Below are 17692 nucleotides of genomic sequence, written 5' to 3'. Positions count from 1 at the left end.
TCATCGCGTCAGATGCTCGCGTCCACTATCCAATTCACAAACAACCAGCCCACCAACACCCCCACACCCACCAACAGACGGGACGCGGAGCAAAGGAGGCACAGAGCAAACCAAACCCCCTCGCCACCAGTCAAAGACCGGCCCGAAGGGAATCTGATCCCTCAAAGCTCAACAGTGTGCCAGTCCCCCACCTCCCAGCAGGCTCCTCCGTTCCACGCCCCCCACCCCCGAAGAGATGAACGACAGTACTAAGACAACCCCCACCAACAGGTGAAAGAAACATCATCGACGATTCCACTAGTGAACACCACCATACGTGCCAGAACATGCGTCTGACATCGGGGCGTGTGCTCCTTAGAAAGGAGGTGATCCAGCCGCACCTTCCGGTACGGCTACCTTGTTACGACTTCGTCCCAATCGCCAGCCCCACCTTCGACGGCTCCCTCCCACAAGGGGTTAGGCCACCGGCTTCGGGTGTTGCCGACTTTCGTGACGTGACGGGCGGTGTGTACAAGGCCCGGGAACGTATTCACCGCAGCGTTGCTGATCTGCGATTACTAGCGACTCCGACTTCATGGGGTCGAGTTGCAGACCCCAATCCGAACTGAGACCGGCTTTTTGGGATTCGCTCCCCCTCACGGGATCGCAGCCCTTTGTACCGGCCATTGTAGCATGCGTGAAGCCCTGGACATAAGGGGCATGATGACTTGACGTCATCCCCACCTTCCTCCGAGTTGACCCCGGCAGTCTCCCATGAGTCCCCGGCATAACCCGCTGGCAACATAGGACGAGGGTTGCGCTCGTTGCGGGACTTAACCCAACATCTCACGACACGAGCTGACGACAGCCATGCACCACCTGTACACCGACTAAAAGGGGCTACATCTCTGCAGCTTTCCGGTGTATGTCAAACCCAGGTAAGGTTCTTCGCGTTGCATCGAATTAATCCGCATGCTCCGCCGCTTGTGCGGGCCCCCGTCAATTCCTTTGAGTTTTAGCCTTGCGGCCGTACTCCCCAGGCGGGGCGCTTAATGCGTTAGCTGCGGCACGGAATCCGTGGAATGGACCCCACACCTAGCGCCCAACGTTTACGGTGTGGACTACCAGGGTATCTAATCCTGTTCGCTCCCCACACTTTCGCTCCTCAGCGTCAGGTAATTCCCAGAGAACCGCCTTCGCCACCGGTGTTCCTCCTGATATCTGCGCATTTCACCGCTACACCAGGAATTCCGTTCTCCCCTGAATACCTCTAGTCTGCCCGTATCGAAAGCCAGCACCGAGTTAAGCCCGGTGTTTTCACTCCCGACGCGACAAACCGCCTACGAGCCCTTTACGCCCAATAATTCCGGACAACGCTCGCACCCTACGTATTACCGCGGCTGCTGGCACGTAGTTGGCCGGTGCTTCTTCTGTGGGTACCGTCACTTGCGCTTCGTCCCCACTGAAAGAGGTTTACAACCCGAAGGCAGTCATCCCTCACGCGGCGTTGCTGGATCAGGCTTCCGCCCATTGTCCAATATTCCCCACTGCTGCCTCCCGTAGGAGTCTGGGCCGTGTCTCAGTCCCAGTGTGGCCGGTCACCCTCTCAGGCCGGCTACCCGTCGAAGCCTTGGTAGGCCATTACCCCACCAACAAGCTGATAGGCCGCGAGCACATCCCCCACCGAAAAACTTTCCACACAGAACCCATGCAGGTCTGTGTCGTATCCGGTATTAGACCCCGTTTCCGAGGCTTATCCCGAAGTGAGGGGCAGATTACTCACGTGTTACTCACCCGTTCGCCGCTCGTGTACCCCGAAGGGCCTTACCGCTCGACTTGCATGTGTTAAGCACGCCGCCAGCGTTCGTCCTGAGCCAGGATCAAACTCTCCGTTGAAAAACAACACCACACCTTCCCCCTTGAGGGCCGATGCAGCAAAAAGAGATGCCCCCGACAAGAGAACAAAACTGACAATTGCCAGAATCATCGTCTTACCAAAGAAACCATCAACCACACCCACCCCAAAAGGGCTTCGGTGATCGACGGGGCATAACAAACTAATTCGTCGACTATGACACACTGTTGAGTTCTCAAGAATCAGACGCACACCGTCCTGCAACCTCTCGGCTCCAGCGGCGGGGCAACCTGCAGAAACTTACCGGTTGTGGTAGTCCGCGTCAACTCGGTGAGCTGGGCGGAACCCCGTCTCCGACGAGTTCCTCACCCACGGCGCGCCGAGAGAACTCCCAGCGGGTCCTGCTGCTGGAAGTTCCGGCCGGCTGGCCGAAGGTGGCTGCTCCTGCGGCCTTCCCTTGCGGGCGGCTGCCGGGGCAACGACGAGAAACTTAGGCCCCGTCCTGCCGTGGGTCAATTCGGCGCGAACCGAGTCCCCCGACGGCGGTCCCGGCAGGTCCTGCCCGGGCAGTCGGTGCAGATGACCAAGGTCCCTGGCGTGCTCGGGCAGCGGGACGAAGGCTGGGGTGATGGCTGACGACCGGGTGACTCCTCACACGGATGCACCGCAGTGGCGCGGGCTCCTCGTCACCGGCGGCTGGTGCGCCTTCGCGGTCGTGGCGATGATCGTCGTGGAGGTCGGCCGGTACCTGCTCTGGCCCCCGCCGACCTCGACCGCGGGGTTCTACGCCCTGCTGCTGGACCACCCGGTCCTGGGTCTGGTCTCGCTCGACCTGCTCTTCATCGTGTCGAACACCCTGACGTTCCTGGTCTACGTCGCCCTGGGTCTCGCACTGTGGCGGGTCAGCCGGTCAGCGGTGGTGGTCGCGCTCGCGTTCGCCGTCGTCGGCACGGCTGCCTTCATGTCCTCCACACGCCCCGTGGAGATGCTGACGCTCGCCACCACGTACGCCGATGCCGACGAAGCGGAACGGACGGCGCTGCTGGCCACGGGCGACGGCATGCTCGCCACCTGGCAGGGCACCGGGTACGTCGTCTACTACTACCTCGGCTTCGCCACCCTGCTGATCCTGAGCGTCCTCATGCTGCGATCCGCGGTCTTCAGCCGCGCCACGGGAGCGTGGGGCCTGGCCAGCGCCGTCCTCATGGTCGTCCCTGCCACCTTCGGGCAGGTCGGCCTGGTGCTCGCGGTGGTGTCGCTGGCGCCGTGGTCGGTCTTCGCCGTCCTGGTGGGTCGGCGACTGCTGCACCTCTCTCGACCCGCGGAGACCACCCACCGGGCTGTCCGACCCGGCCGGGCTCACAGCTAGAACATGCGCCAGACCACCGCGGTGCCGGCGGTGACGAGGCCACCCAGCGCGAGCGGCATCAACGTGGCGAAGGTGGTCCACCTGACGGACCCTGTCTCCCGCCAGATGGTCAGCACCGTGGTGCTGCAGGGGTTGTGCAGCAGACAGAACAGCATCAGGTTGACCGCCGTCAGCAGGGTCCAGCCGCCGACACCGACGAGCACCGTGCTCGCCTCCAGGTCGGACATGTCGAGCATCACCCCCGCTGCGGTGCCCGGCGCAGCGTGCAACGTCAAGGTGAGCATGAGGATCGTGGGTATGACGATCTCGTTGGCGGGGATCGCCACGAGGTAGGCCAGCAGGATCACACCGTTGAGGCCCAGCACCCAGCCCGCCGGTTCCAGTGCGTCGACGAGGTACATGGCGAGACTGGTGCTGCTGATCTCGACGTTGCCGAGGAGCCAGATCACCGCGCCCGCCGGGGCCGCCATCACCAGGGCCCTCTTCAGCACCTTGAAGGTGCGGTCCACCATGCTGGTGTAGATCGTGCGCCACACCTGCGGTCTCCGGTAGGGCGGGAGCTCCAGGGAGTACACCGATGTCTCGCCACGCAGGATCGTGTGCGAGAGGAACCACGAGACGACGATCGTCGTGGCGATCCCGACCAGAGCCACGAGCACGACGCTTCCGGCGGCCAACAGCCCGGCGAGGGCCGGGGGCGCCATCGAGCCGATGAAGATCGTGCCCATCAGGATGAGAGTGGGCCACCGCCCGTTGCAGACGCTGAAGTTGTTCGTGATGATCGCGATCAACCGTTCGCGGGGGCTGTCGATGATGCGAGTAGCCGTCACCCCGGCGGCGTTGCAGCCGTAGCCCATCATCATGGTCAGCGACTGCTTGCCATGCGCACCGGCGCCAGCGAAGAGCCGATCGAGGTTGAAGGCGACCCGTGGCAGGTAGCCGAAGTCCTCGAGCAACGTGAAGAGCGGGAAGAAGATCGCCATCGGGGGAAGCATCACCGCCACCACCCAGGCGGTCCCCAGGTACACCCCGTCCACGAGGAGCCCGGTGACCCACCACGGGGCACCGACCGCCTCGAAGCCGCTGCGCAGCCAGGTGTGCCCATGATCCACCAGCCCCACGAAGAGCAGGTCCGAGGGCACCGCAGCACCTGCGATGGTGAACCAGAAGACCCCGTAGAACAGCACCCCCATCACGACGAAGCCCCACACCGGGTGGGTCAGGGCACGGTCGAGCACCTGATCCACGGTCGGCCTCCGCGAGCCGTCCTCCGGGGAGTCCGTCGAGACACTGCTGCGAGCGATGGCGGCAGCATCGTCGAATATCGAGGTCACCACGCCCTCGCTCAAGTCGTCGGGCATGGTGTGGCGCAGCCTCGCTGCCGCCTCGAGGACCGGACTGCTCACGAGGCCGCTCATGAGGCCGCTCTTCTCGCCTGCTGCTGGGCCAGCTCGCCCAGCGTCCCGTTCCGGACGGCACGCTCCATGCCAGGGTCACCCTCGAGCAGACGCAGCGCCACCCATCGTGCGTTGGCGAGTCCTGGGAACCCGGCGACCAGGTGGCCCGCCAGCTCGTCGATGGCACGGGAGACGACCGGCTCGAACCGTTGCTCGCGCCGGCGGCGCCTTCTCGGGGAGGCGCCGACCGTCTCCGCGATCGCCGCCATCAGCTCAGGGAGACCCTCACCGCGACGAGCCACCATCGGCACCACCGGCACGCCGAGCGCGCGGGTCAGGTGTCGGAGGTCGATCTCCGTGCGGTGCCGCCTGGCCTCATCCATCAGGTTGAGGGCCACAACCACTCGATCGGTGACCTGCAAGATCTGCAGGACCAGGTTGAGGTTGCGCTCGAGTCGGGTCGCGTCGACCACGACCACCGTCGCATCGGGCTCCCCGAAGAGGAGGAAGTCCCGCGAGACCTCCTCGTCACGGCTCCCGGCAAGCAGTGAGTAGGTGCCCGGCAGGTCGACGACCTTGAAGGACCGCTCATTGAAGCCGTACGCGCCTTCGGCTCGCGCGACCGTGGTGCCCGGCCAGTTGCCGACGTGCTGCCGCAACCCGGTCAAGGCGTTGAAGACAGTGCTCTTCCCCGTGTTGGGGTTGCCGGCCAGTGCGACGACGACGTCGCACCCACTCGTCGCGAGGCCGAACTTCTTGAGGTTCGAGACCCCGTTGAGGGCACATCCCCCACACGCGTGGTCCACCGCTCCGGTCCCGGCCTCCAGCATCGGGAGGTCGACCCTCATCGCTCGTCCTGCAGGACGATGTGGATGCCCCGTGCCTGCGAGCGCCGCAGGGCGATGAGGGTGCCGCGCACCCGGTAGGCGGTCGGGTCTCGGAGGGGGCTCCTGGTCTCTGAGCGGACCTCCACACCCGGGAGGACCCCGAGATCCATGAGCCGCCGCCGTTCTGCGCCCGTGGCTTCCAGACTGGTCACCACTGCACATCCCCGACGCGGCAGCTCGTCCAGGGTCATGACTCCACCGCTGCGGCACAGCCCCCGCGGCCAGCCCGAGCGCTGCCGATCGGCTCGCTGCCCATCGGCGCTGCGGGAATGGCGCGACCGTGATGATCATGTCGCGGGAAGCCGAGAGCCGCGTCGATCAGCTCCTCCACCCCGTGGCTGAGGTTGCGCTCGAGCATGGTGACCTCCTCGGGTATCTCCTCGCACGTGAGTCCGAGGACTCGGTGCAAGAAGGTCTCCACCAGAAGACGTCGGCGTGTGCCTGCCGGGTCCTCGTGGTCCTGTCCGTTCCCCCTCCGCTCGTCCTCGGAGGGGAGGGGGACCTGCACATGGATGCTGGTCCTCGTCATGCGGCGGAGCCTAGGGTGATGCGTCTCACTGTCGTGTCGCAATCTGAGACACCAGGGTGAGTACCGATCCCGCCAGGACCGCCGCCGACGCGCCGGCCAACATCCACGGCGCCATCCGGTTGGTGAGACGCAGCCGCCCCTCCAGACAGGCGGGCACCATCCCAGGGGTGAGGTGGCCTGCTGCTGCGTTGCGCAGCAGCAGGCTCCCCACGAGCAATGCACCGATGGCCATCAGCTGCAACCCGTTGCCCATTGCTCGCACCCCCTCAGTAGATGTTCGAGGGGCGAACCATGCCCTCGGCGAGGTCGCCGAACCCGGGAGCCATGATGGCTCCCGGGTTCCCGAACACTTCCTCGACCACGGCCGTCTCGGTGGTGATCAGGAGAGCAGCGATGGAGGCTGCACTCTCCAGGGCCGCCCGCGTCACCTTGAACGGGTCGATGATCCCCGCCTCGAGCATGTCGACGTACTCGCCCGTGAGTGCGTCGAAGCCGTGCGACGTCGGCATTCCTGCGACCGCCGCCACCACCTCGTCACCGTCGTAGCCGGCGTTGATCGCGATCCACCGGAGCGGCTCCTCCAGTGCTAGCCGGACGATCTCGCGCCCGACCGCGTCGTCGCCGCTGAGCTCGACCCGGGACACGGCCTCCTGGGCGTGGACCAGTGCGGCGCCCCCGCCTGCCACCACTCCTTCCTCCAGCGCGGCGCGAGTGGCAGAGAGTGCGTCGTCGACACGCAGCATCCGTTCCCGCAGCTCCACGTTCGTGGCGCCACCGACCTTGATGACCGCCACGGTGCCGGCCAGCCGAGCCAGCCTCAGCTGCAGGCTGTCCTGATCCGCGTCCAGGCGGGCACGCTCGAACTGCGTCTCCAGCTGCGCGATGCGGATCTCGACGAGGTCCTTGTCGCCGTGCCCTCCCACCATGGTGGTGTCGCTGTCGGTGATCGTGATGCGATCACACGAGCCGAGCTGCTCGCGCGTGACCTCGCTCAGCTCCAGGCCGGTGTCCTTCGCGATCACCTGACCGCCGAGTGCCACCGCGAGGTCCTGCAGCTCCGCGATGCGGCGATGGCCGAAGCCGGGCGCTCGCACCACCACCGAGGACATGGTGTTGTGCATGTTCCCGCCGACCAGCAGCTGCAGCGCCGGACCGTCGACGTCCTCCGCCAGGACGACCAGCGGTCGCTCGGCGCGCTTGGCGACCTCGAGGGTGGGCATGATGTCCTGGACCTGCGTGATCTTCTTGTTGGTCAGCAGGATCACCGGGTTCTGGTAGACCGTCTCCATCTTCTCCTGGTCGGTGACCATGTATCCGGAGATGTAGCCGTGGCCGAACTCGATGCCGTCCACGACGTCCACCGAGAGTCCCAGCGTCTCGGACTCCTCGGTGGTGACGATGCCGTTTCGTCCCACCCGGGCGACCGCCTCGGCGATGACGCGCCCGATCGCGTCGTCGTCGCTGGCAGCCAGGGACGCGACTCGCTCCAGGTCGTCCTGTCCCGACACGTCGACGGCCGACTCCGCGAGCGTCTTGACCAGGACGGGGATCGTCCGTTCGATGCCGCGGCGCACCCGCATCGGGTTGGCGCCGGCGGTCACGGCGGCCATGCCCTCGCGCACCATCGCCTGCGCCAGCACCGTGGCGGTGGTCGTGCCGTCACCGACCACGCCGTTGGTCTTCATGGCGACTTCCTTGACCAGCTGGGCCCCCATGTTGGCGAAGGGCTCGCGGAGCTGGATCTCCTTCGCGATCGTCACTCCGTCGTTGGTGATGGTGGGGGGGCCGGTGAGCTTCTCCAGCACCGCGTTGCGACCCTTCGGCCCCAGCGTCACCTTGACCGCATCAGCCAGGGCGTTGACCCCGGACTCCAGCAGCCGCCGTGCTTCCTCGTTGAACCTCAGTTCCTTAGCCATGTCGAACAACCCTTCACGTAGCAATCGATGGTCTGTTGATGGGTGTTGCCGTGCCTCAGGGGACGAGGATCGCCCGGCCCCGGACCCGTCCGTTGTCGAGATCGTCGAGCGCTCGCTGGAAGTCCGCGAGCGGGTAGGTCGTGGTGTGCAGCCGGACGTCGCCCCTGGCCGCCAGGACCATGAGCTCCTGCAGGTCGTTGTAGGAACCGACGAGGTTGCCGATGAAGTTGATCTCGGTGGAGATCACGTCGATGGTCGGCACGTCGATGTTCTCGCCGTAGCCGACGACGTAGTAGCTCCCGGCCCGGCGCAGCATCGCGATGCCCTCGGCGGTCGCACCGCCCTCGCCGACGAAGTCGACGACGGCCTCAGCGCCGTTGCCGCCGGTGTGTTCGAGCACCTGGGCCACATGACGTCCATCAGCGAGCACCACGTGGTCGGCGCCGATCTCCAGGGCCAGGTCGAGGGCCGCCTGGTTGCGATCCACGACGATGATCGTCGCCGCCGAGATCGCCTTCATGACCTGGATGCCGATGTGGCCCAGGCCGCCGGCCCCGATCATCACGCAGACGTCCCCGGGTCGGGTGGCCCGAGCAGCCTTGGCCACTGCGTGGTAGGCGGTCAGGCCGGCGTCGGCCAGTGCGGCGACGCCGGCCGGTTCCAGCGAGTCGTCGATCCTGACGACGCTGCGTGCGTTGGTGAGCAGGTACTCGGCGTACCCGCCGTCGGTGTCGATGCCGGGGAACTTGCTGTTCTCGCAGTGCACGTCGTCACCGAACCGGCAGGCGCGGCACAGCCCGCAGGTCATCAACGGGTGCAGGATCACCTTGTCCCCCACCACCACGTTGCTGACGGCGTCGCCGACGGCATGGACCCAGCCGGCGTTCTCGTGCCCGATCGTGTAGGGGAGCTCGACTCCCGACTTGGCCTCCCACTGACCTTCCAGGACATGGAGGTCGGTACGACACACTCCTGCGCCGCCGATCCTCACCACCACGTCGAGGGGCCCTTCCACCTGGGGGTCCGGCACCTCTGTCATCTGCATCTTCGTGTGGTAGCCGACAACCTGAACCGCCCTCATGAAGCACTCCTCGTCACGAGCCGGGTGTTGGTGATGCGGGTCGCCAGGTCTTCCTCGTCCTCGTAGCGGGTGGCCAGCAGCCCCCGGCAGAAGTGGGAGTTCCCCTCGATGGAGATCCGGACCGACTTCGCGAAGCGCAGCCTGAGCGGGATGTCATCAGGCGGCACCGGCACCCCGAGCTCATCGACGAACACCGACGAATCGGGAGCGATGTCCAGCCCCAGGGTGGCTCGCCTGCGCAGCAGCGCCTCCTTGAACTGACCGCCAGGGAGGTTGCGCAACCGCAAGCGGTAGATGTCGGACACAGCGAGGCCGGAGTTCTTCAACCGGTCCTCGATGCAGCGCTCCATCGCAGCGGTGTGCGCCTTGCGCTGGAAGATCAGTCGAAGCTCGTCGAGGCTGTCCTCGGCCTCGACCCCGAAGGTCCCGCGGAAGCCGGCATCCGCGGCCATCCCGGCGTTGATCTTCTCGGAGTCGTGGTGGTCGTCCAGGAACACATGGACCCGCCCGATGTCCTCCACACGCCGCAGCGCGTCACGAGCATCGGACACCATCAGGTAGGCGAAGTTGGGGGAACAGAAGGACGTCGGCAGACGTACGTGCACCGACACACCGTGCTCGTCGATCTCGATGGAGCGCACGAAGCCGAGATCGGTGATGGGCTCGTCGAGCTCGGGGTCGAGGACCGTCGACAGGGCAGCGAGCACCTCTGCCTCGAGGGACATCGTCGCGACGATCATGACGCGACGGCCTGCTTGGCCCCGGGAGCCACCTCCGTCTCGGCAACGCCGGCGGTGGTCGGCAGCCGCAGGTGCTCGGGAACGTCGATGTCATAGAGCGCAGCGGCGTTGAGGCCGAGGATCTTCTTGCGCTGCGCGGTCGTGATCGGCGCATAGTCGCTGAGGTCCTCGGGGATCTGGAAGTCCACGAACTTCTCGATCAACCACTTGGGGGTCCACAGCGCGTAGTCGCTGGAGAAGGTCATCTTGTCCTCCCCCACCCAGTAGAGGAGCTCGCCGATCACCTCGGCGAAGTAGCGCGGCCGGGTGTGGATGAACGGCATCACGACCGAGAGGCCGGCGTACACGTTCGACTCCTGGGTGGCGATCCAGCAGAAGTCCTCCAACCGGGGCAGGCCACAGTGCTCGACGATGAAGTTCAGGTCCAGGTAGTCCGAGGCGACGGCGTCCACGTCGGCGACGTCGAACGCGTCGCGGTCCAGCGGCTTGAGCGTGGGGCCCTTGTGCACGTGGATGTTCGTGATGCCCAGCTCGAGGCACTTCTCGAGGTAGGTCCGGCAGCCAGGGTCGCTCAGCTTGTATCCGCGCGAGTCACCGAACCACTCGGCCGTGTACAGCTTGATGCCCCGCAGGTTGAACCGCTCGGCGTCGGCCTCGAGCTGCTTCAGTCCCGCCTCGCCGTTGCGGGGGTCGAAGGAGTGGTTGTAGGTGAGCTTCTCCGGATACTTCTGGGTCAGGGCCCAGCTCTCGTCCGAGCAGGAGAACCCACGCTTGTAGAACTCCATCAGCATCGTGGACTGGAAGATGGCGTGATCGACGTACCCGTCCTCGAAGAGGTCCTTCATCAGGCGCTCGCCGCCGTAGTAGACGTACTCCTCGTAGCTCCACTTCTCGGAGTCCGGGCTCAGGTTGGTGTGGTAGTCGAAGAAGCAGTCGATGAACTCCTGGCCGTGGATGTTCTTCTGGTTCTCCTTGCGCCCGTCCCACAGGTGAACGTGACTGTCGACGATGAAATAGTCTTCGCCATCTTTGCTGTACATCTCATGCCTCGCTTCTGGTGCGTGAGTGGTCTGTCAGAAGTCCCGCCCGGAACCACAGACCCGGGTCCCGGACGGGACGCTCGTGGTGGTTCAGGTCGCGACGTTGAGGTCGAAGCCGATGTATTCGGCCGCATCTTCGGGGCTGGCGAACAACATGGTCTTGTCGTCCAGGTGGACCATCCGCCCGTAGTGCGTGGAGCTGATCTCCTCGAACGTCGAGCCATCGAAGTCCGTGCCCAGCGCGTCGGTGAGCTCGTCGTAGTCGAACTCCAGGAGCGTGGGGCCGTCGACCCGGATCATGGACGGGTACTCGGTCAGCTCGACCCCGTCCTTCTCGCCCATCACCTCAGCGACGGCCCGCCCGATCGGCGTGTTCATCAGCGTGACGCCGCACATGTTGGAGAACTCCACGTCGGATCCGAATTGCATGCTCACTGGTTCAGCTCCTGGGGGATGTCGAGCCCGAGGTCCTCGAGCAGCGATGCGAACTTCGAGCTGGCGTTGGCCAGGCTGGTCGCGAAGGTGACGTGCTTGTCTGCCGGCTGCGACCAGATCGGCTGCAGGGCATAGGCGGCCTCCAAGCACCTGGGGACCCAGGTGCTGAGCCACGAGCCGAACAGCTCCTTGTTCGCTGCGCCGTGCTCCTCGTCCTGGGTCAGGAGCCGGAACAACGCTCGGGTGTAGCCCAGGTCCCGGTCGTAGTCGTGCTCGCCGGTACCGACGATCGTCGGAGTGATGTAGTCACCGTTGCGTGCCGAGATCTGCATCACCAGCTCGGTGCGGAACAGCGACCCGACCAGCTGCTCGAAGACGATGTTCGTGGCGAACAGCAGCTCGCACCAGTCGCCCACGGCCGTGAGCTGCTCGACGACCTGCCGGGTCGGCTGCCACTCCGGCGCCTGCTGCCACACCTCGCGGTGCTCGGCGCCATCGAACTCGACGTCGGCCTCGGACATGTCGAGGTTGAACAGGGCCAGGTCCTGGGCGAAGCGCATCTTGTGCGCCGCGTTGAAGGCCACTGCTGTGTTGATCATGTTGGTGGGCCCGGAGCGCTGGATGGAGGTGAACACATGCAGGGCCAGGCCGTTCTCCGCGTGCATCCACGCACCGATGTTCCGGCCGACGAACTTCAACCACGCGGAGTTCCAGCTGTCGTAGACCCTGGCCCTCTTGGCGTTGTTCAGGCACAGCTCGACCTGCTTCACCACGGCGGAGTTGTTGCGGTAGATCGTCTGCTCCCACTCCTCGTTGGGGTCGAGGAAGGTGTGCCAGTTCGACGACTTGGCCGTGGTCCACTCGTGCGGGTACCCACCGGGCCCGTCACCGAAGCCGTAGATCCAGCCCTGGGACAGGTGTCGGTCCGGGTCGGGCTGGACGTCGACCGTGACGTCCTCGTACATGGTCGACCGCTTCTTGGCCGGGGTGAAGTAGTTGTAGCTCCGGCTCTTCGAGCTGGGGAAGGTCAGCGCACCCGCCTCCGAGTCCGTGAACTCGATCTTGGGGAAGCTGCGTTCCTTTTGGTTGGTGATGTCAGACATGTCTGTCAACTCCCTGTGGCAGTCCGATGGTCTGGGACGGGTGGGTGGATGGGGGGTGGAGCTGCTCAGTCCGCTGCTGCCGGACTGGTGAACGAGTCGTGGAAGACCTGGTCCGCCGGCACTCCCTGCCGGTCGAGGAAGACCATCGCCGCGTCCACCATCGGAGGGGGACCGCACAGGTAGACCTCGGTCTTGGCCAGCGCCTCCTCGCGGCGCTCGACCACCTCGGTGACGTTCCCGGCCTCGGCCTCGAAGGCGTACAGCGACGGGTCTTCGGGCAGCGACTCGGAGAGGCACACGACGAACTCGAAGTCACGCAGCGACTTGCCGAGCGACTCGATCAGGTCGACGTAGAACAGGTCTTCCGCGGTGCGTGCGCCGTAGTAGAAGCGGACGGGACGAGAGCTCTCGGTCTCGCTGAGCTGTCGCAGCAGCGAGAGGATCGGCGCCATTCCGGCGCCTCCCCCGATGCACACCACCGGCAGCGCATGCCCGTCCTTGAGGGTGAAGGCCCCGTACGGCCCGGTGAGCCCGATCTCGTCGCCGACACTGAGCCCGGCGTCGAGGAGGGAGGAGAACTTGCCACCCGGGTACTTCTTGATCAGGAACTCGACCTCGCCGGGTGTGGACGGCGTGGTGGCCATCGAGAACGACCGGTGCTCGGTGGTGCCCGGGATGGTGAGGTCGGCATACTGCCCGGGCTTGAACTCGTAGGTGGTCGGCTCCACCGCTGTCAGGCGGAGCGAGACGATGTCGCGGGTCATGGACTCGATGGCACTGATCCGGGTCATGACGTCCTGGATCGGCACCCCTCCGAGCAGCTCGTCCTCATCGAAGTTCAACAGCTCGATGGTGCAGTCGCTGTAGGCGTGCGATCGGCAGAGCAGTACGTATCCCTCCGCGGCCTCGGAGTCGTTGCAGGCGAACGTCGAGTAGCGGTCCATCTGGATCTCGCCGTCCAGGACGTACGACTTGCAGGCCGAGCACTGGCCCTCCCGACAGCCGTGCATCAGGTGGATGCCCTGACGGAACGCGGCGTCGAGGATGTTCTCGTCCTCGCCGACCTCCATCTCGATGTCAACCGGTTCGAAGGTGATGGTGTGCTTGGCGGCCACGGGTTCCTCCTTGGTCGTGTGCATGGGGAGCCCGGAGGCGCCGAGTCGCTCCTCGACGCCTCCGAGCGGTGCAGCAGGTCAGACCGTGGCGTGTGTGCCGTTGGTCTTGTACTCGGCGAGGTGCGCCTCACGCTCGACGTCCGACATCTGGTTCAGGAGCACGTTCGGGCTCATGAACTGGATCCCGCGGATGTGGTCGAGCGTCCACAGCTTCTTGGGGTCGTCCAGATGGAGGTGCGGCTGAGCGATGAGGGTCTTGCCGTCGTCACGCACGTAGCCCAGGTCCTGCACCACGTCGGCGAGGTCCTTGTCGTGGTGCAACGTCTCCCACTCGCGGAACCCGGTGAGCCGTCCCATGTTGGGGGTCGGCTTGCCTTCGTACTCGGGACGGAACGCGACCGCGTCGGTCCAGTAGCAGGTCTCCGAGCAGTAGGTGCGCCACTGGTCGTCGACCTTCTCGGTGACCATGTCCTCGTGGATGAGGGCCGGGACCATGCACGTCCAGCAGCGGTGCGGGTACTGGTAACCCACGTCCTCGAAGGCGATCGGCTTGTTGCGTCCGGGGTAGGCCAGGCGGTTGTAGTTCTCCCACCACTTTCCGAACTTGGAGTACCAACCTGGGTACTTCTCCTCGAACCACTCGAAGTCGGCATCGGTCATGGCGTCGATGCGCCAGTAGTTGACCGGCCACCCGGTGGCGAAGAAGCGAGCCACCTCGTGCACGTAGTGCTTGTTGACGATCCGGTTCCAGGCCTCCTCCACCAGGTCGTGCGGGATCGTGAGCCCGTACTTCTCCAGGGGAAGGAGGTAGCTGCGGTAGTAGTCGTCGTAGATCCAGCGACGCCACATCTCCGCATAGCTCTCACGGTCCTTGCGACGGTCCTTGGTCCCGTACTCGATGAAGGTGCCGATCGCCGCGTCGACCACGCAGTGGTTGTTCCACCACGCGTAGCGCATGTCCCGCTCGAGCAACGGCCGGTTGCGTTCGTCGGCCAGGGCCATCAGCAGGATCGAGTAGCCGTTGGAGATGTGGCGCGACTCGTCGGACTGCACCGAGTGGAAGACGGTCGGCAGCAGGTAGTCGCCGTTCGCCGCCGCCTCATCAGGCATGGCCACGAACAGCGTGTTCGTGAACGCGGTCTCGGCCACCACCGTCAGGTAGATGTTGGCTGCCGTGATGGCGTCACCGGTGATGAAGCCCTCGCCGAACTGTCGACCGATGGTGCCGGCGTAGTTGTTGGCGAACGCCTTCTCGCTCATGTCGAACCCGGCGGGATCGATGTAGTTGTTCATGTACAGCTTCTTGAGGTTCATCTGGATCGTCGAGTGTCGGACCTCGTCGATCATCTGGACCGCAAGACCGTTGTGGATCTCCGGGTTGGGGACCGCGTCGATGGCCATCGGCATCGCTCGGGCCGCCGAGATCTCGGGGAAGGGGATGATGGAGAGGAACAGCTTCTGCCACTCCATCCAGCGCTCCTGCACCTGACGGAACATGTTGCCGCGGATCGCACCATCCATGGCTCCGTAGACGCGGTTGTCCTTCTCCTCCTCCATCGGGAAGTAGGACCGCATGATCTGCTTGAGAGGGTCCTTCTTCGGGGCCTTCTCGAACGTGTAGTCGGTGCCGAATCGCGTCGCCGGAGTGGCGAACGTCGGCTCCCACGTCAGCTCGCTGATCTTGGCGTGAGCCTTCGTTAGACTTTGTCTGCTCAACCTTGCCTCCTTGGTCGGGGGCCGACCCGTGTGCCGTGCCCTGCCGGTTCGTTCGGCCTGTGGCACACACAGAACACGCGTCTCGTCATCACCCCTGTCTCAATGTGAGACGCAGGTCACAGCGCCCGGCGAGTACGTTCGCCCCATGAGGAACCCATGCGCTCGTTGATCCGCGTCTCGTGGGAGCGCTCAGCGGCTGCCCAGGTGGACACGGACAACCCGAGCCCCACCTTCGTCGCGCCGGACGCCGCGGAGTCGACGCTCCTGCGCGCCGCCGACTCGGTGCTGAAGGCCTTGGCGACCGAGCTGGTCGACGAGCCCGTCTGCATCATCTTGACCGACCACCACGGCGTCGCGCTCCGACGCATGGGCGGCGACCACTCCCTGCTCAGGGCTCTCGACAAGGTGAACCTGGCGCCGGGCTTCGGCTACGCCGAGCCCGAGGTCGGCACCAACGGCATCGGTACCGCGCTGGAGGTGGGCGCCTCTGTCCTGGTGCACGGGAGCGACCACTACTCCGGCGGTCTACGAGCGTTCTCGTGCGCCGGCGCCCTGATCACCCACCCGACCTCCGGTGCGCTGCTCGGGGTCATCGACATCACGACGGCGAGCGGCAACTGCAACTCCCTGCTGCTCTCCTTCGCCAAGCTCGCTGCCCGGCGGATCCAGCAGCGCGTGATCGAGATGGCCACTGAGCTCGACGCGGCTCTCCTCGCGGGCTACCACGCCGCCTGCCAGCACAGCGGCGGCCCGGTGATGGCGGTGAGCAAGAGCGTCTTCATGATGAACAGCCTCACTGAGCAGCACTTCGATGCCCACGATCAGGCTGCGCTGCTCGCCCAGGCCAGAGATGCGATCGGCAGCTTCTCCGCCACCACGGTGATCGCCGACCTGCCCAGCGGGGTCACCGCTCGGCTCGCCTACCAGCCGACCTTGGTGGGCGAGGCACTGGCGGGCGGGGTCATCCAGATCAAGCAGCACCGCTCCATCGCCCGAGAATCCCCCGCCGGCGCCCTCACCGGACTGAGTGGGACCAGTGCAGCCTGGAGACATGTCAGCCAGGAGCTGCTCGACTCCTTCTCGCGATCGCGACGGGTGGTCGTGCAAGGTGAGACCGGCACCGGGAAGATGGCGCTGCTCGAGGCCGCACACCGGCACACCGCGCGTTCTCGCCGCCTGGCGGTGGTGGACGCGGCCGACGACTCGACAGCTCTGATCGCGCAGGCAGAGGCCGAGCTGGACAGTGGTGCGGATCTAGTGGTGCGTCGCGCGCACCTGCTCGACCGAGAACAGCTCGACGGACTCGCCGACCTGCTGCACGCGACCGAGGCCTCGTCGGCGGCGGACGACGACCGGTGGATAGCACTGACCACCATCGAGGGCCAGGACGAGACACAGGCCGGCACGCACCTGCTCCACTTCTTCCCCCGCACGATCGAGGTGCCACCGCTGAGGCAGCACCTCGAGGACCTGCCGGAGCTGGTGCGGTCGCTGCTCGACCGCGCCGGAGCCCCGCAGCTGACGTTGTCGAAGCAGGCCATCAACCAGCTGATGCGCCTGGCCTGGCCCGGCAACGTCACGCACCTGCACGACATCCTGCTCTCGATCGTCCGTACCCGACGCTCCGGCGTCGTGGACATCGGCGATCTGCCGGCTGAGTGCCTGGCGACCACCCGGCGCAGCCTCTCGCGGATGGAGTCGCTGGAGCGAGACGCCATCGTGAAGGCGCTCAACGTCTTCGACGGCGACAAGACCGCTGCGGCCACGTCACTGGGCACGTCGAGGGCGACGATCTATCGCAAGCTCCGTGACTACGGCATCGTCATGCCTCGGTGACATCCGGGCCGCATCGCGATGCCCGACGACGCCGATCAGGACCCCCGGGTCGGCACGGCGAGGCGCCGCGCCGATCCCAGCAGGCTCAGGCAACAATCCGCCACGGCGGCACGAAACCCGCGCCGATCCGGGCATCCCAGGCGTTGAACGCCGCGAGGGCACCCTCGGCGACCTGGTCGTTGGTCTGGTTCTCCGGGCCCGAGGCGATCGCCAGCAACCCGTAGTAGAACAGGGAGCGCACTTGGCCCTCCGGGTCGTCCTTGTGCTGCTCGAGCTCACCTACAGCAGCGGTCAGGAACCGTGTCACGAGCTGGTGCACGCCCGGCCCCCCGCGGCTGGACAGGCGGTGTCCGCCCGCTACGACCGACTCCCGCGCGACGCTGATGGCCGGATCCTCCTCATCGGGGTCCGGCTCCAGCTCCAGGTCCACGGTGGGCGCATCGGTCACGGCGCGGAGGAGATGGCTCGCGATCGTCGTCCCGTGCTCGACCGTGTACGGCGGAACCGGCGCATCCGGACCCAGCAGATGGACGGCCAGTCCATCGAGGTAGAGCAGCTCCATCGTGGGCATCGTCGTATTGCTCAGCCGCCCCAGTCCTGCTAGTGCCTGACCTTGCCAGTCTGCTGGTGGTGCGCTCACGTCACAGCTCCTTCACGTCGAGTTTTCACAGACTGTGCCTCAACGACCGGCGCG

The 17692-nt window shown here is 65.6% G+C and carries 16 protein-coding genes and 1 rRNA gene; 2 read left to right on the top strand and 15 right to left on the bottom strand.

The features are described from left to right. Positions 1–358 precede the first annotated feature (358 nt). A 16S ribosomal RNA gene (locus tag I601_RS10375) occupies positions 359–1875 on the bottom strand. Positions 1876–2462: 587 nt separating this feature from the next. Between I601_RS10375 and I601_RS10370 the strand changes: the two genes are divergently transcribed. Continuing rightward, positions 2463–3203, top strand: a complete 741-nt coding sequence (locus I601_RS10370; protein WP_157520030.1) for a DUF4386 family protein — start codon at positions 2463–2465, stop codon at positions 3201–3203. On the opposite strand, the gene I601_RS21475 is transcribed toward I601_RS10370, so the two are convergent. From I601_RS21475 to I601_RS10310, 13 genes are all read right to left on the bottom strand, one after another. Next, entirely contained in the window at positions 3200–4621 is a 1422-nt protein-coding gene (locus tag I601_RS21475) for a nucleoside recognition domain-containing protein (protein ID WP_179948563.1), read from the bottom strand. The two genes, I601_RS10370 and I601_RS21475, sit on opposite strands and share 4 nt — an antisense overlap. Continuing rightward, positions 4618–5448, bottom strand: coding sequence for a FeoB small GTPase domain-containing protein (locus tag I601_RS21470; protein ID WP_218917790.1), 831 nt, complete (start codon positions 5446–5448; stop codon positions 4618–4620). Before I601_RS21470 ends, I601_RS21475 begins: the two co-directional genes overlap by 4 nt. Further along, the gene (locus I601_RS21985) at positions 5445–5678 is read right to left on the bottom strand and encodes a FeoA family protein (protein ID WP_068109108.1); all 234 of its coding nucleotides are present in this window, start codon (positions 5676–5678) and stop codon (positions 5445–5447) included. The genes I601_RS21470 and I601_RS21985 overlap by 4 nt, the downstream gene beginning before the upstream one ends. After that, positions 5675–6016, bottom strand: a complete 342-nt coding sequence (locus I601_RS10355; RefSeq protein ID WP_068109104.1) for an iron dependent repressor, metal binding and dimerization domain protein — start codon at positions 6014–6016, stop codon at positions 5675–5677. Before I601_RS10355 ends, I601_RS21985 begins: the two co-directional genes overlap by 4 nt. Positions 6017–6041: 25 nt before the next feature. Next, entirely contained in the window at positions 6042–6269 is a 228-nt protein-coding gene (locus I601_RS10350) for a hypothetical protein (RefSeq protein WP_068109102.1), read from the bottom strand. Between the two features lie 13 nt (positions 6270–6282). Next, positions 6283–7932 (bottom strand): chaperonin GroEL, encoded by a 1650-nt coding sequence (groL, locus tag I601_RS10345; protein ID WP_068114726.1) that lies wholly within the window; start codon positions 7930–7932, stop codon positions 6283–6285. Between the two features lie 55 nt (positions 7933–7987). Then, complete coding sequence (locus I601_RS10340; protein WP_237089606.1) at positions 7988–8977, bottom strand: NAD(P)-dependent alcohol dehydrogenase; 990 nt, start codon at positions 8975–8977, stop codon at positions 7988–7990. Positions 8978–9009: 32 nt separating this feature from the next. Then, on the bottom strand, positions 9010–9738 hold the full coding sequence (locus tag I601_RS10335; protein ID WP_218917789.1) for an iron-sulfur cluster assembly protein: 729 nt from the start codon (positions 9736–9738) through the stop codon (positions 9010–9012). 11 nt (positions 9739–9749) lie between these two features. Continuing rightward, positions 9750–10793, bottom strand: coding sequence for an amidohydrolase family protein (locus tag I601_RS10330; protein ID WP_068109094.1), 1044 nt, complete (start codon positions 10791–10793; stop codon positions 9750–9752). A gap of 90 nt (positions 10794–10883) precedes the next feature. Then, the gene (gene mimD, locus I601_RS10325) at positions 10884–11222 is read right to left on the bottom strand and encodes a propane 2-monooxygenase effector subunit MimD (protein ID WP_157520027.1); all 339 of its coding nucleotides are present in this window, start codon (positions 11220–11222) and stop codon (positions 10884–10886) included. Positions 11223–11224: 2 nt separating this feature from the next. Then, complete coding sequence (locus tag I601_RS10320; RefSeq protein ID WP_068109087.1) at positions 11225–12331, bottom strand: aromatic/alkene monooxygenase hydroxylase subunit beta; 1107 nt, start codon at positions 12329–12331, stop codon at positions 11225–11227. Positions 12332–12396: 65 nt separating this feature from the next. Then, positions 12397–13446, bottom strand: coding sequence for a 2Fe-2S iron-sulfur cluster-binding protein (locus I601_RS10315; RefSeq protein WP_068114724.1), 1050 nt, complete (start codon positions 13444–13446; stop codon positions 12397–12399). Positions 13447–13524: 78 nt separating this feature from the next. Beyond that, the gene (locus I601_RS10310; RefSeq protein ID WP_068109085.1) at positions 13525–15162 is read right to left on the bottom strand and encodes a ferritin family protein; all 1638 of its coding nucleotides are present in this window, start codon (positions 15160–15162) and stop codon (positions 13525–13527) included. A gap of 156 nt (positions 15163–15318) precedes the next feature. Here I601_RS10310 and I601_RS10305 point away from each other — a divergent pair, with 156 nt between their 5' ends. After that, a complete protein-coding gene (locus I601_RS10305; RefSeq protein WP_068109083.1) occupies positions 15319–16998 on the top strand; it encodes a sigma-54-dependent Fis family transcriptional regulator in 1680 nt (559 codons plus the stop codon). Between the two features lie 85 nt (positions 16999–17083). On the opposite strand, the gene I601_RS10300 is transcribed toward I601_RS10305, so the two are convergent. Next, positions 17084–17560, bottom strand: coding sequence for a hypothetical protein (locus I601_RS10300; protein WP_157520025.1), 477 nt, complete (start codon positions 17558–17560; stop codon positions 17084–17086). Positions 17561–17692 lie beyond the last annotated feature (132 nt).

Source organism: Nocardioides dokdonensis FR1436 (assembly GCF_001653335.1).
GTDB classification, from domain to species: Bacteria; Actinomycetota; Actinomycetes; order Propionibacteriales; family Nocardioidaceae; genus Nocardioides; species Nocardioides dokdonensis.
This window is presented reverse-complemented; position numbering and strand designations above follow the sequence as displayed.